The following is a 20,474-nucleotide window of genomic DNA, read 5'->3' on the forward strand; positions in this document are numbered from 1 at the left end:
ACCGGGCGGCGCGCCTCCCGGATCGCCGGGCGGATCACCGCACGGGCCGCCGTCCGGATCACCAGAGGAAGGTGCCGATCCGCTCCTTGAGCGAGGCCGCGTCCAGGCCGTAGGCGGCCAGGTGTTCCGGGATCGAGCCGTACTGCCGGTGCTCCTCGCGGGGCACGCCCAGGGCCAGCACCCGGTGCGGCCGGTCGGCCAGCGCCGCGTGCGCCTCGTTGGCCGAGGTGCCCGCCAGGTACGGCTCCACCAGCACCACGTCCGCCCGCTCGCCCGACGCGACACCCGACCCGGCACCCAGCGCGGCGCGCAGCCCGGCGGCGTCGAAGGGGCGCACCGTCGCCGCGTACAGCACGGTGACGTCCAGGCCCTCGGTGGCCGCCAGCACCGCGTCCAGCATCGGGCCGACGGCCAGCACCACGCCCCGGGCGCCGGTGCGCACGGTGCTGAAGCGGCCGGGCTCGACCGCGACCGGCTCGGCGTTCTGGTGGGCGGAGAGCCGGACGTACACGTTGCGGTCACCGTCCGCGACGGCGTGCCGCAGCAGCTGCTCGGCCTCCTCCGGGTGGCCCGGGACGTGCACCGTCCAGTCCGGGAGGGTGTCCAGCAGGGCGACGTCGCCCGGGGACATGTGGGTACGGCCGCCGGCCGGCCAGTCGTAGGAGCCGGCCGCGCTCACCAGCACCGCGCCGACGCCCTGGTGCACGAGGTCCAACTTGACCTGCTCCCAGGGGCGTTCGATCAGGAAGCTGGCGAAGGTGTGGGCGATCGGACGCATTCCGGTCAGCGCCAGTCCGCCGGCCGCGCCGATCAGCAGCTGCTCGCGGATGCCGACGTTGACCACCCGGTCGGGGTGGCGTTCCCGGGCGGGCTCGAACGCCGCGGCGGTGATGTCGGCGAGCACCACGGCCAGCCGGGGGTCCTCCTCCAGCAGCCGGGTGGTGACGTCGACGAAGCGGTCGCGCATGGTGTCCATCGGTGAAGTGCCTCTCATCGTCCGGTGGGTGGGCAGGCGGGTGGGGTCAGGAGCTCTTGGGCTCGACCCGGGCGACCACCGCGTGCGGGCGGCCCGGGTGCCCGGTGGTGAACGCCCGGTACAGCGCCTCGTGGTCGCGGCCGTCGACGGTCGCGGTGGACCAGCCCTCGGTGGCGAAGCGCCGGGCGATGCCGCCCTGCCAGCCGTGGGTGGCCGAGGAGTTGTCGACCACCACCACGTGCAGCCGGTCCAGCCCGTAGGCGCCGGCGAAGGCCACCGCCTCGTGGTTGGCACCCTCGTCGAACTCGGCGTCGCCGACCAGCACCCACACCGCCGGGTCGGTCAGCCCCTGCGCCCGCAGCCCGAGCGCGGTGCCGACGCCCAGCGGCAGGCCGTGGCCGAGCGAGCCGGAGGAGATCTCCACGCCGGGCAGCAGGGTGCGGTCCGGGTGGTGGCCGAGCGGCGAGTCGTAGCCGCCGAAGCCGGGCAGCACGGCCGGGTCGAGGAAGCCCTTGGCCGCCAGGACGGCGTAGTAGGCCATCGGCCCGTGCCCCTTGGAGAGCAGGAAGCGGTCGCGCTGCTGGGCCTCGGCGGTGGCCGGCGTCACCCGCAGCACCCGGTCGTACAGCACCCACAGCGCGTCCAGGGTGGAGGTGGCGGCGGGGCCGTGCTTCTCGTCGCCGGTCATCAGGGCCATCAACGCCTGGAGGTCCTCGAACGGGGCCCCGGTCGCGAGGCCCGTGCTGGTCTTCGTCGTCATGCGTCGATCGTGCAACTTAAAGTCGACTTGAGGTCAAGCGACTACAGTGGGCGCCCATGACCGCGACCACCGACGGCGCCGGCACCGCCCGCCCGCGCACCGGCGACCTGCTCACCATCGGCCGGCTGGCCGCCCGCAGCGGGCTCGCCCCCTCCGCCCTGCGCTACTACGAGAGCCTCGGCCTGATCCACGCCACCCGCACCACCGGCGGCCAGCGCCGCTACCCCCGCGGCACGCTGCGCCGGATCGCCTTCGTCCGGGCCGCCCAGCGGGTCGGCCTCTCGCTGGACGAGGCCCGGGTCGCCCTCGACCGGCTGCCCGAGCGCCCCGCCCCCAGCGGCACCGAGTGGGACGCCGTCGCCGCGTCCTGGCAGAGCCGGATCGACGAGCAGATCGCCGAACTGGAACGCCTCAAGGCCAAGCTCACCGGCTGCATCGGCTGCGGCTGCCTCTCGCTCACCCGCTGCGCCCTCTACAACGCCGACGACCGCGCCGCCGAGGCCGGCCCCGGCGCCCGCTACCTGCTCACCCGGGGCCCGGACACCGGCCCCGAGCCGGTCCCGGCGGACGCCCCGGGCGGCTGCGGGACCGGCCGGTCCGCACGCTGAAAACGCTTTGCCGACCGGCCGTCCGGGTGCCTACGGTGCTCGGCATGCTGCCCCCGGTGGAGACGGACGAGCAGGGGGACGCGGTCGTCCCCGACGAGTCGGTGCTGCGCCCGGGCGCCGCGGCGCTGTGCGCGCGCCTCGGCCTGGGCGGGCTGGCGCTGGAACGCTTCGCGGCCGGGTCCGTCCCGGTCTACGCGGTGGGCGCCGAGCACGTGCTCAAGCTGTTCCCGGCGGCCGCCGCCCGAGACGGCCTGACGGAGGAGCGCGTCCTGGACTTCCTGGACGGCGCCCTGCCGATCCCCACGCCGACGCTGCGGGCGGCCGGCGAGGACGCCAACGGCTGGCGCTACGTGCTGATGTCCCGGCTCCACGGCGAGGACCTCGCCACCGCCTGGCCGCGCGTCCCGCCCGCCGGGCGCACGCGGATCGCCCGCGACTGCGGCGAGGCGCTCGCCGTCCTGCACGCCCTGGACGCCGAGCCGCTCGCCGATCTGCTCGGGCCCGCGCACTGGCCCGCCTTCCTCGACCGGCAGCGGGCCGGGGCCGTCGAGCGCCAGCGCCGACGCGCGCTGCCCGAGGCCTGGGCGGAGCAGATCGCGGACTTCCTGGCCGCCGCCCCGCTGCCGTCCGGCCCGCAACGCTCCCTGCTGCACACCGAGTTCATGCGCGAACACCTGATCACCGACCCGGCCGGCGGCCGGCCGCTCACCGGCCTGATCGACTTCGAGCCCGCGATGATCGGCGACCCGGCCTACGACCTGGTCGCCGTCGGCCTGTTCACCACCCGCGCCGACCCGCGGCTGCTCGGGCAACTGCTGGCCGGGTACGGCCGTTCCGTCGAGCCGCGACTCCTGATGGCGTACACCCTGCTCCACGTGTACAGCGATCTGCCGTGGTACCTCAGGGAGTTGAAGCCCTCGGCGCGGACGCTGGACGACCTCGCCGAGGAGTGGTTCGGCGTCGCTTGAGGCCTCTCCGCGGGCCTCCGCCCGAGGCCGTCCTACGGGCGGGGGTCGGTGCGCAGCAGGCCGTAGTAGACCATGTCGCGCCACTGGCCGCCCCGGAAGGTCACCGCCCGGTGCACCCCCTCCCGGGTGAAGCCGAGCTTCTCCAGCACCCGCTGCTCGGCGAGGTTCCCGGCCTCGGTGTCCGCCTCCACCCGCATCACCGGGGTGTGCGCGAACAGGTAGTCCACCAGCAGGCGTTGGGCCGTGGTGCCGACCCCGCGTCCGCGGGCCGTCGGCAGCAGCTGCGCGCCGATGCTCCAGTACGGGGCGGTCGGCCGCACGCCCTTGCGGCGGGCGGTGACGAAGCCGAGGAACTCGCCCTCCTCCACCACCGCGAACGCCCACTGCTCCTCGCCCAGCAGCCCGTGTTCGGCCCACTGCCGGCGGAGCCGGTCGGGATCGCTCCAGCCGTACCACTGGAACTCGCCCAGCGCCTCGGGGTCGTTCAGCAACCCGCCCATGGGGGTGAGGTCGGCTTCGGTGATCGGACGGAGGGCGATCTTCGCTGGGTTCACGCAGTCGCCAACGCCCGGCGCCGGCCGACCGTTCCTCGCGCCGCCCCGGAGCGGGCGGGCCGGAGCGGGCGTGCCGGAAGCCGACGTCGTCGATCCGCAGCGCGCCGACCTCGTAAGGGCGTTGGCCCGCCATGCCGCGGCACCGGGCGGCCTCCTCCGGCGGGCCGCGCCGCGGGCCCGCCGCTCGGAGCGCGGGCCCGCGGAGGAGTCGGGCGCCTTTCCGGCCGATTCCCCTCGGCATCCTCCGGGGGCCCGCGATCGGCCCGGCCCCTGGCGCGGCCGCCTGACCCGGCGTCAGGATGATCCCCGACGGGCCGGGTGGCCCGGGCGGACGGACGAGAGGCGGCGGGGACGATGGCGGTCATGACGGTCAGCACGGTGGTGGAGGCCCCGGCCGAGCGGGTCTGGGAACTGGTCGGGGACTTCCACGCCCTCGGCGAATGGCACCCGCACCTGCCGCCGAGCACGCTCGGCAACGAGCTGACGGGCAACACGATCGGTGCGGTGCGGGTGTTCGAGTTCGGCGGCGTCGTGCTGCACGAGACGCTCGTCGGCTACGACGGGGAGGCCCGCAGCTACACCTACAGCTTCCCCGACGGCACCTTCCACTTCGACGGCTACCGGGCCACCCTGCGGGTCACCCCGGTGACCGAGCTGGGCGCCAGCTTCGTGGAGTGGAGCGTCACGTACGACATCGAGGCCGAGCACCGCAAGGAGTCCACCGAGCGCGTGCGCGGGGTCTTCACCGACGGCCTGGCCGCGCTGCGCGGGCGCTTCGCGGGCTGAGCCCGAGGGGGCCGGGCCGGGCCCGGCCCCCTCATCCCACCAGCAGCACGAGCTTCCCGCGCACCCCGCCGGCCTCGGCGACGCGGTGCGCCTGCGCGATGTCCGCGAGCGGGAAGGACGTCACGGCCGGGACCGCGAAGCGCCCGGCCGTGACCAGCTCGCCGATCTCGGACAGCGCGTGCAGCGCCCGCCCGTCGTCCCCGCGGCTGAACCGCACCCCGTGCTCCCGCGCCCCGGCGAAGTCGGCGACCGTCAGCACGTGCTCCGCGCCGCCGGCCAGCCCGATCAGTTCGGGCAGCACCCCGCTCCCGGCGACGTCGAGCGCCAGGTCGACCCCGCCGGGCGCCAGCGCGCGCACGCGCTCGACCAGCCCCTCCCCGTACGCGACGGGCTCGGCGCCCAGGGCGCGCAGGTGCTCGTGGTTGGCCGCACCGGCCGTGCCGATCACCCGGGCCCCGCGTGCCACCGCGAACTGCACCGCCGCGCTGCCCACGCTCCCGGAGGCGCCGTTGACCAGCACCGTGCTGCCGCCGGCCACCCCGAGCTGGTCCAGCGCGCGCATCGCCGTCTCCACGGCGGCCGGCAGGGCGGCGGCCGCGGCGAAGTCGAGCGCCGCCGGGATCGGCGCGTAGAAGGAGAGCACCGCCGACTCGGCCTGGGCCGCGCCGTCGAGGCAGAACCCGTAGACCCGGTCGCCGACGGCCACGTCCTCGACGCCCTCGCCGACCTCGTCGACGACGCCCGCCGCCTCGTACCCCAGGGTCTGCGGCAGCTCCTGGTCCATCAGGCCCCGGCGCTTCTTCCAGTCGCTGGCGTTGACGCCCGCCGCCCGCACCGCGATCCGCACCTGCCCGGCGGCGGGACGCGGTTCGGGGAGGTCGACCAGCTCCAGGACCTCCGGCCCACCGAACCGGCTGAAACGCGCGGCCTTCATGACTGGCTCCGATCCCGCCCCCGGCCCCGGCGCGCCCGCTGCGCGCTCGCCCGTGGACGCTGTTCCTTCGTCGCCGAACACCGTAGTACGTCGCCGAACGCCGTACGTCATCGCCGAGGGGCGGCCGGGCGGCCTCAGCCGGCGAGCGTGCGGTGGTCGGCGAGGAACCGCTCCAGCAGGGTGTCGGTGAACTGCGGCCCGACCGGCCCCCCGGTGACCAGGACCCGGTAGTAGACCGGGCCGGTGAGCCGGTCCAGGGCGAGGTCGAGGTCGAGGTCGGCGGGCAGTTCGCCGCGGTCCACGGCCCGGCGCAGGAGCGTCCGTTCCCATTCCCGCTGCCGGGCGAGGTGGTCGGTGCGCAGGGTGTGCGCCAGCGCCGGGTCGTGCTGGGCCTGTCCGATCAGGGCCCGCAGCACGGCCCCGGCGTCCGACGTGGTCAGGAAGCCGGCCAGCCGGCGCAGGTACTCCCGCAGGTCCTGCTCGACGCCCCCCTGGTCCGGCACCGCGAGCTCGTGCTCGGCGTCCAGGAGGAACGTGTCCAGCAGGACGTCCACCTTGGAGTTCCACCAGCGGTAGATGGTCTGTTTGGCGACACCGGCCCGGGCGGCGATCCCCTCGATGGTCACGCCCGCGAACCCCCGCTCGACCAGGAGGTCGTCGGCGGCCCGGAGGACGGCCAGCCGGGCCTGCTCGCTGCGGCCGTGCCGGTTGCCGTGGTGCTTGCGGGCGGGCGGCCCGGCCGCGGCCCCGCTCCCGACCAGGGCGTCGCCGTCCGTCCGTTCCAGTCGTGTCATCAGAGCATCCTCCCAGCTCCGGCCTAATCCGTTGAATAGACGCAACGGTGCGTCTACTCTAAGCCTGCCACCGAGGCCCTGCCAGGGCCCGAACCGAGGAGCGACATGATCGACGCTCGACACCGCAACAAAGCCCTGCTCGTCGCCGGATGCTTCTTCATGGAGATGCTGGACGGCACCATCGTCACGACCGCGGCCCCGCAGATGGCCCGCTCCCTGCACGTCGACTCCGCCGCCATCGGGCTGGTGATCACCTCGTTCCTGATCACCCTGGCCGCCCTGATACCGCTCAGCGGCTGGCTCGCCCAGCGCTGGGGCGTCCGGCCGGTCTTCCTGGGCGCGATCGCCGTCTTCACCCTGGCCTCGCTGGGCTGCGCGATCAGCACGACCCTGCCCGCACTGATCGCCATGCGGGTCCTCCAGGGGCTCGGCGGCGCCATGATGGTGCCCGTCGGACGGCTGATCGTGCTGACCGGCACCGCGAAGTCCGACCTGATGCGGCTCATGGCCTACATCGTGTGGCCCGGGCTGATGGCCCCGGTCGTGGCACCGCTGGTCGGCGGCTTCCTCACCACCTACGCCGGCTGGCCGTGGCTGTTCCTGATCAACCTCCCGCTCGGCCTCGTCGCCTTCGGCATCGCCTGGCGCATCGTGGACGCCACCCCGGCCGAGCCGCCGACGCCCCTGGACCGGCTCGGGCTCGTCCTCACCTGCGCCGGCCTGGGCACCCTCACCTACGCCGCCCACCTGTTCTCCGACACCGACATCTCCTGGCTCCCGGCCACCGCCACCCTCCTGGCATCGCTCGGACTGCTCGCGGCCGCCGCCCGGCACCTCCTGCGCTCCGAGGCGCCGCTGGTCAACCTCCGCGTCCTGCGCATCCCCACCCTGCGCGCGTCCGTCACCGGCGGATCGCTGTTCTGGCTCGTCGTCGGCGCCGGCCCGTTCCTGCTCCCGCTGCTGTTCCAGACCGTCTTCGGCTGGAGCGCCGTCAAGTCCGGCGCGGTGGTGCTGTTCATCTTCGTGGGCAACATCGGCATCAAGCCGGCCACCACCCCGCTGCTCAACCGCTTCGGCTTCCGGCCCGTCCTCGTCGTCTCCACCCTGGCGATGGCCGCGACGACCGCGGCCACCGGCCTGATCGGCGCCGGCACCCCGGTCGTGCTCATCGCGGCGCTGGCCCTGCTGAGCGGCATGGCCCGCTCGACGGCGCTCACCGCCTTCAGCACGGTCGCCTTCAGCGACGTGGCCCCGCCGGAGATGCGCGACGCCAACTCCATCAGCGCCACCAGCTACCAGGTCGCGGCCGGACTCGCCATCGGCGTGAGCACCGTCGCCCTGCGCGCCGGAGGACCCCTCGGCCACCTCCTGCCCGGCTCCCCGGACGCCGGCACCGCCTACACGGTCGCGTTCGCCCTGCTCGCCCTGGTCTCCCTGGGCGTGACCGCCGTGGTGCTGCGCATGCACCCGGACGCCGGGGCGGACGTACGCCGGAAGCCGGCGCCGGTTCCCGCCGACCGGACCGGGCGCGGCCGGGACGGGCGCGGCCAGGACGGGCAGCCGGTCGCCCTGGGCGTCGCACTGCGCCCCGAGCCCAACGGGTGCGCCCCGGAGCGCACTTGACGCCGGCGATCCGCACCGGGCCGGACGCCCCGCCCGCCGACCGCCGCAACGGGGCCCGCCGCTCCCGGCCGGCCCCCGCCCACCCCCGACCCCAACTACGCTTCCCCCCATGGACCACAGCGCGACCGAGATCACCGCGGACCTCGTCCGCCAGCTCCTGCGCGACCAGCACCCCGACCTGGCCGGCCTCCCGCTCAGCCTCGGCGCGCTCGGCTGGGACAACCAGATCTGGCGGCTCGGCGACGCCCTCGCCGTCCGGCTGCCCTGGGCGACCGAGACCGCGGGTGACCGGCTGCGCAAGGAGCACGCCTGGCTGCCCGCCCTCCCGGCCCCGCTCCCGCTGCCGGTCCCGGCGCCCCAGCGGCTCGGCGAGCCGTCCGAGCGCTTCCCGCACCCGTGGCTGGTCACCACCTGGCTCCCGGGCACGCCCGCCGACCACGCGCCGATCACCCGGGCCGACGCGGCGACCGACGCGCTCGCCGCCTTCCTGAGCGCCCTCCACCGCCCCGCCCCCGCCACCGCGCCCACCGGGGAGCGGGGCGGGCCGCTGGCGGCGGTCGCCGACGGAGTCCTCCGGGGGATCGCCTCGGCCGCCGAACTGGGGCTGGTCCCCGATCCGGACGCCGCCCGCGCGGTCTGGGCGGACGCCGTCGCCGCCCCCGCCTGGACCGGCCCCGCGCTGTGGATCCACGGCGACCTCCATCCGGCCAACGTCCTGACCCGTGACGGCACGCTCTGCGGCGTGATCGACTTCGGCGACCTGTGCGCGGGCGACCCGGCCTGCGACCTCGCCGCTCCCTGGAACCTGCTCCCGGACGGCGGCGTCGAGCGCTTCCACCGCGCCTACCGCCCCACCGCGGACCCGGCGACCCTGCGCCGCGCCCGCGGCTGGGCCCTGTTCCGCGCCCTCGGCGGCATCCACGTCGGCGAGGCCGGCCTGCGCGGCCGCCCCGGCGGCAAGCCCACCTGGGGCCCGCCCGGCCGGGCCGCCCTGCGCCGTCTCACCGCCACCGCCGCCCCCACCGCCTGACCCGGCGTCCAGCCCCGACGACCGTCCAGCCCGCCCCCGAGAGGTCCGCGATGCCCGAGAGCCTGCCCGACTTCACCGCCCTGCTGAGGGGCGCCGGCCGGACGGCCGTCCACCTGGAGCTGCGCGACGTCTACGGGGTCGCCCAGGAGGCCGAGGAGTTCGAGGAGTTCAAGCGCACCGGCCGGGCCGACACGGACCCGGACTCCCCCTGGTGGGCCGGCTGGGTCCCGCTGGTGCGGGAGACCGTCGGGCGCGGCGTGGAGCTGCGCCGCGCGCGGATCGTCTCGGAGCCGGTGACCGACTACATCCGCTGGGAGCACGCCCTCACCCCGGCCAACCTGGCGGCCGGGGAGCAGGTCCGCTGGCTGTCCCGGCGGCTGGCCTCGGACGTCCCGCTGCCCGGCAACGACTTCTGGCTGGTCGACGACCGGCTCGTCCTCTTCCACTGGTTCACCGGTGACGGCGACTGGGCCGGGCACGAGTTCTCCGAGGACCCGGCCACCGTGCGGATGGTGTCCGCGGCCTTCGAGGCGGTCTGGGCGCGCGCCACGCCGCACGCCCGCTTCACCGTCTAGCCGCGCGGCAGTCGTCGGGGCCCGGGCCCGGCCGCCCCGCCGGGAACCCCGCGAAACACCGCGGAACATCCCGGAACATCCCGGAACACCACGGAACGGCCGTGCACCTCCCAGCCGTCGGCCAGCCCGCTCCCAGCCGCCTGCCAGCTTCTCAGCCCCTTCTCATCCACCCGCCCTAGCCTCCGCGCATGAACGTCTCCCTGCTCGACGGCTGGTTCCCCTGGACGGTCCAGGCCGCCGCCCTCGCCCTGTTCCTGACCGCGGTGGGCTGGCGGGACCGGACCTGGCAGCGCAAGTGGGGACCGATCGCCCTCGGCACCGCGCTGGCGGTCACCGCGGTCGTCGCCGTCGCCGTGCTCACCCTGGCCGGGATCACCGACCCGATCCCGTTCGGGGTGTGGCTGTGGACCGGGGTGGCGACGGCCGCGCTCGCCGTCCTCGGTTTCGGCTGGCGCGGCGCCCGGTGGTGGCGGCGGGCGCTGGTGCCGCCGACCGTGCTGCTAGCGCTGTTCTGCGCCGCGAACAGCGTGAACATGGCCACCGGCTACTACCCGACGGTGGACGACGCGATCGGCGAGCTCAGCGGCCAGCCGCTGCCGGACCAGATCACCGTGGCGGACCTCGCCAAGATCCACGGCAAGACCAGGACCGGCCGCATCGTCCAGGTCGACATCCCGGACACCGCCAGCGGCTTCGCCCACCGCCAGGAGCTGGTCTACCTGCCGCCCGCCTGGTTCCGCAGCCAGTCCCGGCCCAAGCTGCCGGTCCTGGAGATGATCGGCGGCGAGTTCGCGGCCCCCGACAACTGGATCCGCTCCGGCAACGCGGTGAAGACCGCCGACGCGTTCGCCGCCCAGCACAACGGCTTCGCCCCGATCCTGGTCTTCGTGGACGCCACCGGCGGCTTCCGGGTGGACACCGAGTGCGTGGACGGTCCGCACGGCAACTCCGAGAGCCACCTGCTCAAGGACGTCCCGCCGTACATCGAGAAGACCTTCAACGCGGCCACCGACCCGCACAAGTGGGGCGTGGCCGGCTGGTCGATGGGCGGCACCTGCGCCGTCGACCTGGTCGTCGAACACCCCAACCGCTTCACCCACTTCGGCGACTTCTCCGGCGACAAGGGCCCGTACATCGGCGACAAGGACCACACCGTCCAGGAGCTGTACGGCGGCGACGCGGCGGCCTGGGCCGCCCACGACCCGCTGACCGTGCTCGCCCACCACGGCAAGTACCCGGGCGTCTCCGGCTACTTCGGCCAGGGCGACGAGGAACACGGCCAGATCGAGGCCGCCAAGGTCCTGGAGGCGGCCGCCAAGAAGGACGGCATCCGGACCACCGACACCGTCGGCTCCGGCAAGCACACCTGGCAGACCGGCGCCGCCACCTTCTCCCAGGCCCTGCCCTGGCTCGCCGCCCAGCTCGGCGTCCCGGGCACCCACGTGTAGGCCCTCCCTCCGCACCGCACCGCACCGCCCGCACTCCCCCGCGGACCGCCCGGACACGGTCCGTGGCGGTCCGTGGCGGTCCGTGACGGGGAAGTGGCGGGACCACCCCCGCCCGCCACCGGGGGAAAGCCTTGGCCCCGACGGCCCAGCCACCCCTGGCCGGCCCCTCCCGGCCCCGCCCCGGACGACCACGATCCACCGCCGACACCGCGCGCCCGGTACGGAAATCCACCGTTCCGGCCCCGTTCCGGCCCCGCCCCGGGGAGCCCGCGGCACCCACCGGCCGCCACCGCTTCCGCCGGGGTCGCACACACGTTCACCACCGGCCCGCTGCAACTGCGGCGCTCCCCGGCGCCCGACGGCGATATCCGCTTTGCTCCCGCCGCCGCCGTGTCATAGGTTTCGTCCGCCGTCGACGCGAACACCCGCCCTGACCGTCCCTCAGAGCAGCGGTGACCTGCGGCGCCGGGGTCTGACGGCCGCACCGACCGGGGGGAACGGGCCGCGGCCCGGCGCCCGCGCGCCCTGTCGGCAGCACCCCCACAGACGGCCGCCCGGCCCGTCCGGCACAGGGGACCGGACGGACCGGGCGGCACCCCCTCACCGCCCCGCGCCCACGCCCGCGCTCACAGCCCCAGTCGGCTGAGCGCCGTGGTCCAGTCCGCGGCGATCGCGCTGCGGGCGGCGTCCAGGGTCACCTTGTGGCCGCACACCGCGTTCTTCAGTCTGGTCTCGACCGAGTCCTTGCTCTGCGCCGGCTCGTTGCCGTAGCGCGGCTCCGGCCACAGGTTGCGCGGGTCGCGCGGTGCGCCGCCGAGCTCCAGCGGGATGAAGTGGTCCTCCTCGTAGTCCGCCGGGTCGGTGTCCGCGTAGCCGTACTGGGCGATCTGCCGGGTCTTCAGCGCGTTGGTGTAGCTGGTGGGCGGGCGCACGGTGGCGGTCCAGCCGGAGACGCAGATGGTCCGGCCGATGGTCGCCTGGGTGACCGCCGGGTTGTCGGCACCGGGGGTGCAGGACGGGTCGGGCAGCGGCAGTCGGGCCTGCGAACAACTCGCCGCAGCCGCACCGGACTTGACCGGCGTGCGGTGGGTCGGGGCGGCGGCCTGTGCGGCGCCGGCGCCGACCCCGGCGGTCACGAGGACGGAGGCCGCGGCGGCGACGGCGAGACGCTGACGGAGCATCATGGCGGGCGCTCTCCCTGGGCGGGCCCGGCCGGTCGCCGGGCGGCTGTGCCCATGACAGCACCGCCCGCGCGACCGCCGTCAGGCCCGGGACGTGAACGCGTGGTGACCGGGCCTCCGCACCCGCGGGAACACCTCCGCACCCCGGGTGCGGCACCGGGGCCGGCCGCCCCGCTGGGCGCCGCCGCTCACCCGCCCTCCGCCAGCAGCCGCGCCAGCAGCGCCGCCGGCCCGTCCGGCAGGCTGCCGTGCACCAGCTCCGTCCGGTGCACCAGGCGGGGTGCGGCGATCGGCGCGTGGGCGAGCCACGGCGCCCCGGCCGCCACCGGTTCGGGCAGCAGGGTGAGCCCGTGCCCGGTGGCGACCAGGGCGAGCAGTCCGTGGAGGTCGGTGCCCCGGTAGCGGGTGGCGGGCCGGAAGCCGTCCGTCCCGCTGGCCGCGCGCAGCCGGGCGGCGGTGGGGGCGAGGTCGGGGGCGTCCAGCCAGCGCGCGGCGGACAGGTCGGCGAGGGCGAGGCCGCGGCGGCCGGCCAGCGGGTGTCCGACGGGCAGGGCGACGGCGACCGGCTGCTCGTCGACCGCGAGGGTGGTCAGCGGGCCGACCTCGGGCAGCGGCAGCGGGTCGCTGGGGGCGGCCAGGCCGTCGATCAGGGCGAGGTCGACCTCGCCGGTGGCGACCCGGGCCGGCAGCACGTCCTGGGCCAGCACCCGGACGACCGGCTCCAGCTGCGGGTACGCCCGGCGCACCTCGCCGAGCGCGCGCCCCAGGGCCGCCCCGATCGCCAGCGGGGTGGCGCCGAGCACCAGTCGGGCGCTCGGGGCACCGGCCAGGCGCGCGACGTCGGCGCGCGCCGCCTCCAGCCGGACCAGCAGCGGGGCGGCGTGCTCCAGCAGTCGGCGCCCGGCGACGGTCGGACCGACCGGGCGGCGGACCAGCAGGGTGGTGCCGAGGTCCGCCTCCAGCGCGGCGACCTGCTGGGAGACCGCGGACTGGGTGTAGCCGAGTTCCCTGGCCGCCTCCGAGAACGAGGCGAGCCGGACGACGGCGACGAAGGTGCGCAGCTGCTGCGGATCCACGACGGACATCAACCGATCTGATCGAGATGTAAGAAATCATCGTTGGCGCTGATCTCGGGTGCGGGGTCAGGATAGCCGCATGACCTACCTGACCCCGCGGATCGCCCTGGTCGGCGACCGCACCCCGGCCGTCCGCTCGCACGCCCGCGTTCCCGGCCTGCTCGACGCCCTCGCCGAGCGCGACCAGCTGGTGCTGGACGCCTACTGGATCCCCACCGGGGACGCCGCCGCGCCCGGTGCGCTCGACGGCTTCGACGCGGTCTGGCTGCTGCCCGGCAGTCCGTACCGCAGCGAGGCGGGCGCCCTGGCCGCGATCCGGACCGCCCGCGAGAGCCGCATCCCCTTCCTCGGCACCTGCGCCGGGTTCCAGCACGCGGTGCTGGAGTTCGCCCGCCATGTCTGCGGCCTCGCCGACGCCGTGCACGGCGAGCAGGAGCCGGACCGCGAGCAGCAGGTGATCGTGCCGCTCGCCTGCTCGCTGGTCGGCCACGAGGGGGCCGTGGTGACCACCCCCGGCACGCTCGCCGAACGTGCGCTCGGCGCCGCCCGCTCCCTGGAGCGCTACCACTGCAACTACGGCCTCAACGCCGACTACCTGGACCGGCTGCGCGCCCACGGCCTCTGCTTCAGCGGCACGGACGAGTCCGGCCGGGTGCGCATCCTGGAACTGCCGGGGCACCCGTTCTTCCTGGCCTCGCTGTTCCAGCCCGAGCTGTCCGGCGACGGCACCCGGGCCCACCCGATGATCCGCGCCCTGGCCGCGGCCGCCGTCACCCACGCCGCCGGGGCCACACAGGCCGCCGGGGCCACCGGCACCGCCCGGGCCGAGCCGACGCCGGCCTGAGCCACCACCCGCCCGGAGGTCACATCGGCAGCGACCGCAGCCGCACCGGCCCCTCCGGCCACCCGGCCCCCGCCGCCAGCGGCCGCCACATGGTGCGCAACGGCATCACGGCGAGCCGCCCCTCCGGCTGCTCGACCGTCACCTCCTCGGCCACCTCACGGAAGCCGAGCCCCCGGTAGAACGCGGCCAGCGACGGCCGGCAGAACAGCAGCGCGTAGCGGTGGCCGAGCGCCCGCCCGTGGTCCAGGGCGGCCCCCACCACTCCGTGCGCGAGTCCCTCGCCGCGCCGCTCGGCGGCGACGCAGACACCGCCGACGCCCATCGCCGCCAGATCGGTGCCGCCGACGGTCAGCGGGACCGGGAGCAGCCCGGTGTGGGCGACGAGCCGGCCGTCGGCCGCCCGGATGCCGAAGTGGATCTCCTTGGAGCGGAAGCTCAGCCCGGTGTAGGCGACGCCGTACGGGTCCTCGCCAGGGCCGAGGATCTCCTTCTCCTCGGTGCGGGAGTACGCCTCCAGGCGCTCGACGGGAAGCGGTTCGGCAGAAAAACGATCATTCATCACTCCATGCTCCCTTCCCAGCTGAGGGGCCTCCAAGTCCCCTCCGGGCCGCCGGATCGGTCACATGATCAGCCCGCCTGTCAGGGGGTGTGGAAGCATGCCCCTCATGCGCCAGCCCACCGACCAGGCGGCCCAGCGGCCGGCCCACCAGCCGGCCGACGACCTCGCCGCACCGCTGCCCGGCCCCCTGCTGCGCCTGCCCCGCCCGGTCCGGACCATCGCGCCGACCGCCGTGGTGCTGCTGGTGCTCGTCCCGCTCGCCGCCCACGACCCCGACTTCGGCCCCACCACCTCGCGGCGGGCGAACGCCGCGCTGATGGCGTTCGGCGCCTGCGCGCTCGTGTTCCGCCGCCGCTTCCCGGCGGCGACCGCCGCGGCCACCCTGCTCAGCGGCCAACTCCCGCTCGCCCTCGCGCTCTACGGGCTGGCCACCCGGCGCGGCACCGGCCCGCTGCTGTACCTGCTCGCGGTCCTGGCCGAGCTGCGGCTGTTCGTCCCCTTCGACCTCGGCGACATCAGCAACCCCTCCTCGCTGGCCAACCTGGTCGAAGACCCGCTGGTGTTCGGCGCCGTCCCGCTCGCGCTGGGGCTGACCGCCCACCAACGCGGCCGCACGGTCAGCGTCCTCGCCGAACGCGCCCGGCTGCTGGCCGACCGCAACCGGCTGCTGGTGGAGGCCCGGCTGCACGCCGAGGAACGCGCCGCGGCGGCCGAACGCGCCCGGCTGGCCCGGGAGATGCACGACGTGGTGTCCAACCGGGTCTCGCTGATCACCCTGCACGCGGGCGCCGGGCAGATCGCCCGGGCCGACGATCCGGCCGCTGTCGGGGAGACCCTCGGCCTGATCCGCACCCTGGGCCTCCAGGCGCTCACCGAACTCCGCGGCCTGCTGGGCGTGTTGGTACCGGCCTCGGACCAGGCGCCCTCGCTGCGCGGCCTGCCCACCCTGGTCGAGGAGTCCCGGCAGGCCGGGCTGGCGGTGGGCCTGACCGTCACCGGCCCGGGCGACGGGCTGCCCGCGCCCGGCCCCCAGGTGCAGTACGCCGCCTACCGGATCGTCCAGGAGGCACTGACCAACGCCCACAAGCACGCCCCGGCCGCCGAGGTCGCCGTCACGGTCGCGGTCGAACCGGACGGGCTGCGCCTGGCGGTGGTCAACTCCCCCACCGGAAGCGACCGAAGCGACGGAGCGGACGGGACGGACGGAGCGGACGGGACGGGGTCGCAGCTCCCGTCGGGCGGGCACGGCCTGGACGGCATGCGCACCCGCGCCGACGACCTCGGCGGCACCCTGCACGCCGGGCCGACGCCCGAGGGCGGCTTCGCGGTCCGGGCCCGGCTGCCGCTCACCGTCGCCTGAGCGAACGGACGCTACGAAGCCGTCGCCTGAGCGAACGGACGTTACGAAGCCGCCGCCCGCTTCACCAGCTCCGCCCACACCTCGTCGACCCGCGCCGACAGCGCCTCCAACGGCCCGCCGTTGTCGATCACCAGGTCGGCGATCGCCAGCCGGTCCGCCCGCGCGGCCTGCGCGGCCATCCGGGCCCGGGCCTCCTCCTCGGCCATCCCGCGCAGCCGCACCAGCCGGTCCAGCCGCACCTCGTCGTCCGCGTCGATCACCACGACCAGGTCGAACAGCGGCGCCAGCCCGTTCTCGGCGAGCAGCGGCACGTCGTGCACCACCACCGCGTCGGGGGCCGCGGCCGCCTCCAGCTCCGCGGAGCGGGCCCGCACCAGCGGGTGGACGATCGCGTTCAGCGCCCGGAGCTTCGCCGGGTCGGCGAACACGACCGCCCCGAGCGCCGGGCGGTCCAGCGCACCGTCCTCCCGCAGCACCTGCGGGCCGAACTCGGCGACCACGGCGGCCAGACCGTCCGTCCCGGGGGCGACCACCTCGCGGGCGATCAGGTCGGAGTCCACGATCACCGCGCCGCGCGCGGCGAACAGCCGGGACACCTCGCTCTTGCCCGCGCCGATCCCGCCCGTCAGTCCGATCTTCAGCATGGCGTCAGGCTACCGGCGCGGCCCGGGCGGCGTCAGCCCGGTGCCGGTCGGCCCGGGTCCGTCACCCCGGGTCGACCGGCCCGCTCCCGACCGGCCCGGGTCCGTCACCCCGGCACCGGCCGGCCCGGCCCCGGTGCCGTCAGGCCAGGTCCAGGCTCTCGCCCTCGCCGAGCACGACCAGCTCGGAGCCGGTGCCCGGCCCGTCCGGCCCGAGCAGCCGGGTGGCCACCATCTGTCCGATCGGGCTGAGCGTCGCCTCGTGGACCGGCACGGCCTGGCGGGCCCGCGCCTCCCGGACGTAGTCGACCACCTCGGAGGCCTTGCTCCAGGGCGCGGCCAACGGCAGCAGCAGGGTGTCCACCGCGTGCGGCGGCACCGTGAAGGCGTCGCCCGGGTGGAACAGCCGGCCGTCGAACAGGAAGCCGATGTTCTTCACCCGGGGCACCTCCGGGTGGATCACCGCGTGCCACTCCCCGTGCACCGAGACGCCGAGCCCGCCGACCTCGAAGGCGTCGCCCTCGCCGACCACGGTGACCCGCTGCCCGAGGCCCTCCAGCTGGGCGGCGACGGCGTCGTTGGTCCACACCCGCACCGCCGGGTGGGCCTCCAGCGCGGCGCGCAGCCGGGACTCCTCGAAGTGGTCCATGTGCTCGTGGGTGATCAGGACGGCGTCCGCCCCGGTCAGGGCGGCGGGGTCGGTGAAGGCCCCGGGGTCGACGACGACGGTGGTGTCCTGGTGCTGGACGCGGACGCAGGCATGTCCGAACTTCGTGATTCGCATGTTCGAAACCATACAGCAGGACTGTACAGTTTTGCTGCATACCGTCCGGCTAGACTGCTCCCATGCCCAGCAACGCCCCCCACCCGGACACCCTGGACCTCGCCGCCGACCTGCGCACCGCCCTCGGCAGCCTGGTCCGGACCCTGCGCGACAGCGACGACCTGCCCCCCAACCAGGCCGCCGTGCTCGGCCTGCTGGTCCGCGACGAACGCTCCTACACGGTCGCCGAACTCGCCGACCGCCGCCGGGTCCGGCACCAGTCGATGGCCCGCACGGTCGCCCTGATGACCGGGGCCGGCCTGGTCGCCCAACAGCCCCACCCCACCGACGGCCGCAAGCAGTTGATCGCCGCCACCCCGGCCGGCCGCACCGCCCTGCTGGACCAGCGGGCCCGCCGCGAGCACCACATCGCGACCGCCATCGAATCCCGGCTCAGCTCCACCGAACGGGAGCAACTGCGCACCGCCGTCGCCCTGCTGGGGCGCCTGGCGTGATCCACGAGGAGAACGTCTAGACCTTCACCAGGTCCTGGGACGCGGTTTCCCCAGCCGCCGCGGCTTCCCCAGCCGCTGCGGCCTCCCCGGTCGCCTGCGGCCGCGGCCCCGGGATGCCCGGCTGCTCCAGCGCGGGCAGGTCGACGTGCTCGCTCAGCCCGAACCGCCGGTGCAGCCGCCGCAGCGGAGCGGGCGCCCACCAGTTGAACTCGCCGAACAGGCTCATCGCGGCGGGCACCAGCAGGCAGCGCACCAGGGTGGCGTCCACCGCGACGGCCACGGCCAGCGCGATGCCCATCTGCTTGACCATGAGCATGTCCCCGAGCGCGAAGCCCGCGAAGACGATCACCATCAACAGCGCCGCCGAGGTGATGATCCGACCGCTGCGCTGGACGCCCAGCTCCACCGCCCGGACGCAGCCGTGCCCGCGCTCGGTCAGCTCCTTGATCCGGGAGAGCAGGAACACCTCGTAGTCCATCGACAGCCCGAACGCGAAGGCGAAGACCAGCACCGGGATGAAGGTCTCCAGCCCCCCGGTCGGGCTGAAGCCCAGCAGCCCGCTGAACCAGCCGTCCTGGAACACCAGGGTCAGCGCGCCGAGCGAGGCGCCCAGCGAGAGCACGTTCATCAGCAGCGCCTTGACCGGCATCACCACCGAGCCGGTCATCAGGAACAGCAGCACCAGCGTGCCGGCCGCCACCAGGCCGAGCGCCCACGGCCCGCGCGACAGCAACTCGTCCTGGAAGTCCACCACCGAGGCCGCGCCACCGGTGACGAAGGTCGTCAACCCGCCCCGGTCGGCCCGCAGCTCGTCCACCACCCGCTTGGCCTGGTCGCCCTGCGGATCCCCGTGCACCAGCACGTCCACCGTCGACACCGCGTCGCCGATCGGCGTGACCGCCCGCACCCCGCTCACCCCGGGCAGCTTGGCGACCACGTCGTCCGCGTACGCCTGCGCGGCCTTCGCCCCGCCCTCGACCACCACCGTGATCGGCGCGGCCGCGACCTGCGGGAAGCGCTGGTCGATCGTCTCGGCCACCTGCCGCCCGGCCGAGGAGGCGGGCAGCACGGCGGCGCCGGAGCTGCGCATCTCGGCGTGCAGGAACGGCGCCCCGGCCGCCAGCAGCAGTCCCACGCAGGCGAGCGTGACCAGCACCGCCCGCTTGCGGACCCGGCGGACGGTCCGGCTGAAGAAACCCTCGTCGGGCACGGGTGCGGCCGGGGCCTTGATCCGGCCGCCCGCGAAGCCCAGCAGCGCGGGGATCAGGGTGAGCGCGGCGGCGACCGCGATCACCACCACGCTCACCCCGGCCGCGGCGACCGCGCCCAGCACCGGGCTGGTGAAGACGAAGAGGCCGGAGAGCGCGACGGCCACGGTCAGTCCGGAGAAGGCGACGGTGCGCCCGGCGGTCGCCGCGGTGCGTTCGACGGCGGCGGCGATGCCCGCGCCGTGCCCCCGTTCCTCGCGGAAACGATTCACCATGAGCAGCGCGTAGTCGATCGAGAGCCCCAGCCCCAGCACGGTGGCGATCGGCAGCACGCTGGTGTCGATGTCCATGATCCGGCTGAAACCGAACATGGCCAGCAGGGCCCCGCCGACCGAGGCGACCGCACCGATCAGCGGCAGCGAGGCCGCGGCGAGACCGCCGAAGACCAGCACCATGACGACCAGGGTGAGCGGCAGGGTCACCATCTCGCCGAAGCGGGTGTCGTCCTCGGTCTGCTTCTTGACCTCCTGCTGGAGCACGAGGTCCCCGCCGACCGTCACGTGCGCCCCGCCGGCCCCGTTCAGCGCGGCCAGCCGGTGGGTGACGACGTCGGTCTGCGCGGAGCTCGCGGTGTCGGCCATCCGCACGCTGACCAGGCTCGCCGTCCCGTCGGCGGCCCGCAGTGCGGCCGGCCCCGGCCCGGCGCCGTACGCGTCCTGGGTGCCGGCGACCCCGGGCAGTGCGGCGATCTCGGCGGTGGCCTTCTGGACGGCGGCGCGCACCGCCGGATCGTCCACCGGCCTGCCGTCCACCAGTGCGGTCACCGTGCCCTTGACCGGATCGGCCGCGGCGACCACCGCGCTCCCCCGGTCCGCCTCGGCCGTCGCGGAGGACGCCCCGGCCACCGACCCCTCGAAGACCCGGCCCCCGATCAGCACCCCGGTCACCAGGACCACGGCCCAGAAACCGAGCACCCAACGGCGGTGGCGGAAGCAGAACCGGCCGATCGCAGCGAGCCGGCCGCCGACCACAGCGGTGGAACCGGCGGAGGTGGGGTTGCGCATGAGGAGCCTTTCGGGCAGCTGCACTCAATGTAGGTGCAACCCGAACTCCGGCCTATAGCAGGGCAATGAGCCTCATCTCACATTTCCCTTCACATAAACCACACATAAGTCAAACCGGAGAACGAAGGCCCGAAAGCGCACGACGAGGGACGTGAAACGGCGGGGAAACGGCGGGGACAACACGAAACGGGCCCCACCCGGACGAAT

21 protein-coding genes are annotated in these 20,474 nt (G+C 75.3%); 10 read left to right on the forward strand and 11 right to left on the reverse strand.

The genetic code is table 11. The features are described from left to right. Positions 1-58: 58 nt before the first annotated feature. Together AB0O91_RS14665 and AB0O91_RS14670 are read right to left on the reverse strand one after the other, a co-directional pair. Complete coding sequence (locus AB0O91_RS14665) at positions 59-976, reverse strand: transketolase (protein ID WP_363432030.1); 918 nt, start codon at positions 974-976, stop codon at positions 59-61. A gap of 46 nt (positions 977-1,022) precedes the next feature. Then, on the reverse strand, positions 1,023-1,736 hold the full coding sequence (locus AB0O91_RS14670; protein WP_363432033.1) for a transketolase: 714 nt from the start codon (positions 1,734-1,736) through the stop codon (positions 1,023-1,025). 56 nt (positions 1,737-1,792) lie between these two features. Here AB0O91_RS14670 and soxR point away from each other — a divergent pair, with 56 nt between their 5' ends. Both soxR and AB0O91_RS14680 read left to right on the forward strand, forming a co-directional pair. Beyond that, positions 1,793-2,344, forward strand: coding sequence for a redox-sensitive transcriptional activator SoxR (gene soxR, locus AB0O91_RS14675; protein WP_363432036.1), 552 nt, complete (start codon positions 1,793-1,795; stop codon positions 2,342-2,344). A 44-nt stretch (positions 2,345-2,388) separates the two neighbouring features. Next, on the forward strand, positions 2,389-3,312 hold the full coding sequence (locus AB0O91_RS14680; RefSeq protein WP_363432039.1) for an aminoglycoside phosphotransferase family protein: 924 nt from the start codon (positions 2,389-2,391) through the stop codon (positions 3,310-3,312). Positions 3,313-3,344: 32 nt separating this feature from the next. Here the strand turns inward: AB0O91_RS14680 and AB0O91_RS14685 are convergent, their stop codons facing one another. Beyond that, entirely contained in the window at positions 3,345-3,866 is a 522-nt protein-coding gene (locus AB0O91_RS14685) for a GNAT family protein (protein ID WP_363432041.1), read from the reverse strand. Positions 3,867-4,229: 363 nt separating this feature from the next. Here AB0O91_RS14685 and AB0O91_RS14690 point away from each other — a divergent pair, with 363 nt between their 5' ends. Continuing rightward, entirely contained in the window at positions 4,230-4,652 is a 423-nt protein-coding gene (locus tag AB0O91_RS14690; protein WP_363432044.1) for an SRPBCC family protein, read from the forward strand. A gap of 31 nt (positions 4,653-4,683) precedes the next feature. On the opposite strand, the gene AB0O91_RS14695 is transcribed toward AB0O91_RS14690, so the two are convergent. Both AB0O91_RS14695 and AB0O91_RS14700 read right to left on the reverse strand, forming a co-directional pair. Then, positions 4,684-5,586 (reverse strand): NADP-dependent oxidoreductase, encoded by a 903-nt coding sequence (locus tag AB0O91_RS14695; protein ID WP_363432047.1) that lies wholly within the window; start codon positions 5,584-5,586, stop codon positions 4,684-4,686. Between the two features lie 134 nt (positions 5,587-5,720). Then, a complete protein-coding gene (locus AB0O91_RS14700; RefSeq protein WP_363432050.1) occupies positions 5,721-6,380 on the reverse strand; it encodes a TetR/AcrR family transcriptional regulator in 660 nt (219 codons plus the stop codon). Between the two features lie 105 nt (positions 6,381-6,485). Between AB0O91_RS14700 and AB0O91_RS14705 the strand changes: the two genes are divergently transcribed. The 4 genes from AB0O91_RS14705 to AB0O91_RS14720 all read left to right on the forward strand — a co-directional run bounded on the left by AB0O91_RS14705 (position 6,486) and on the right by AB0O91_RS14720 (position 11,056). Continuing rightward, positions 6,486-8,003 (forward strand): MFS transporter, encoded by a 1,518-nt coding sequence (locus AB0O91_RS14705; RefSeq protein ID WP_363432053.1) that lies wholly within the window; start codon positions 6,486-6,488, stop codon positions 8,001-8,003. Positions 8,004-8,112: 109 nt separating this feature from the next. Next, positions 8,113-9,033 (forward strand): aminoglycoside phosphotransferase family protein, encoded by a 921-nt coding sequence (locus AB0O91_RS14710; RefSeq protein ID WP_363432056.1) that lies wholly within the window; start codon positions 8,113-8,115, stop codon positions 9,031-9,033. Positions 9,034-9,083: 50 nt separating this feature from the next. Further along, on the forward strand, positions 9,084-9,608 hold the full coding sequence (locus tag AB0O91_RS14715; protein WP_363432059.1) for a DUF6879 family protein: 525 nt from the start codon (positions 9,084-9,086) through the stop codon (positions 9,606-9,608). Positions 9,609-9,796: 188 nt separating this feature from the next. Next, the gene (locus AB0O91_RS14720; RefSeq protein ID WP_363432062.1) at positions 9,797-11,056 is read left to right on the forward strand and encodes an alpha/beta hydrolase-fold protein; all 1,260 of its coding nucleotides are present in this window, start codon (positions 9,797-9,799) and stop codon (positions 11,054-11,056) included. Between the two features lie 626 nt (positions 11,057-11,682). On the opposite strand, the gene AB0O91_RS14725 is transcribed toward AB0O91_RS14720, so the two are convergent. Then, positions 11,683-12,240, reverse strand: coding sequence for a hypothetical protein (locus AB0O91_RS14725; RefSeq protein ID WP_363432065.1), 558 nt, complete (start codon positions 12,238-12,240; stop codon positions 11,683-11,685). 185 nt (positions 12,241-12,425) lie between these two features. Further along, entirely contained in the window at positions 12,426-13,322 is an 897-nt protein-coding gene (locus AB0O91_RS14730; protein ID WP_363432068.1) for a LysR family transcriptional regulator, read from the reverse strand. A 70-nt stretch (positions 13,323-13,392) separates the two neighbouring features. Here AB0O91_RS14730 and AB0O91_RS14735 point away from each other — a divergent pair, with 70 nt between their 5' ends. Further along, positions 13,393-14,157 carry a hypothetical protein gene (locus AB0O91_RS14735; RefSeq protein ID WP_363432071.1) on the forward strand — a complete coding sequence of 255 codons (765 nt, stop codon included), beginning with the start codon at positions 13,393-13,395 and terminating at the stop codon, positions 14,155-14,157. A gap of 19 nt (positions 14,158-14,176) precedes the next feature. Here AB0O91_RS14735 and AB0O91_RS14740 read toward each other — a convergent pair whose 3' ends face one another. Then, positions 14,177-14,716: a GNAT family N-acetyltransferase gene (locus tag AB0O91_RS14740; RefSeq protein WP_363432073.1), complete on the reverse strand. Its 540-nt coding sequence runs from the start codon at positions 14,714-14,716 to the stop codon at positions 14,177-14,179. 106 nt (positions 14,717-14,822) lie between these two features. Between AB0O91_RS14740 and AB0O91_RS14745 the strand changes: the two genes are divergently transcribed. Continuing rightward, on the forward strand, positions 14,823-16,076 hold the full coding sequence (locus AB0O91_RS14745; protein ID WP_363432075.1) for a histidine kinase: 1,254 nt from the start codon (positions 14,823-14,825) through the stop codon (positions 16,074-16,076). Between the two features lie 41 nt (positions 16,077-16,117). Here the strand turns inward: AB0O91_RS14745 and coaE are convergent, their stop codons facing one another. Together coaE and AB0O91_RS14755 are read right to left on the reverse strand one after the other, a co-directional pair. After that, on the reverse strand, positions 16,118-16,720 hold the full coding sequence (gene coaE, locus AB0O91_RS14750; RefSeq protein WP_363432078.1) for a dephospho-CoA kinase: 603 nt from the start codon (positions 16,718-16,720) through the stop codon (positions 16,118-16,120). Between the two features lie 139 nt (positions 16,721-16,859). Continuing rightward, positions 16,860-17,501, reverse strand: a complete 642-nt coding sequence (locus AB0O91_RS14755; RefSeq protein ID WP_363432082.1) for an MBL fold metallo-hydrolase — start codon at positions 17,499-17,501, stop codon at positions 16,860-16,862. 62 nt (positions 17,502-17,563) lie between these two features. Here AB0O91_RS14755 and AB0O91_RS14760 point away from each other — a divergent pair, with 62 nt between their 5' ends. Beyond that, a complete protein-coding gene (locus tag AB0O91_RS14760) occupies positions 17,564-17,995 on the forward strand; it encodes a MarR family transcriptional regulator (RefSeq protein ID WP_363432084.1) in 432 nt (143 codons plus the stop codon). 16 nt (positions 17,996-18,011) lie between these two features. Here the strand turns inward: AB0O91_RS14760 and AB0O91_RS14765 are convergent, their stop codons facing one another. Further along, entirely contained in the window at positions 18,012-20,267 is a 2,256-nt protein-coding gene (locus AB0O91_RS14765) for an MMPL family transporter (RefSeq protein ID WP_363432086.1), read from the reverse strand. Positions 20,268-20,474 lie beyond the last annotated feature (207 nt).

This window comes from Kitasatospora sp. NPDC089797 (genome assembly GCF_040684795.1).
Taxonomy (GTDB): Bacteria; Actinomycetota; Actinomycetes; order Streptomycetales; family Streptomycetaceae; genus Kitasatospora.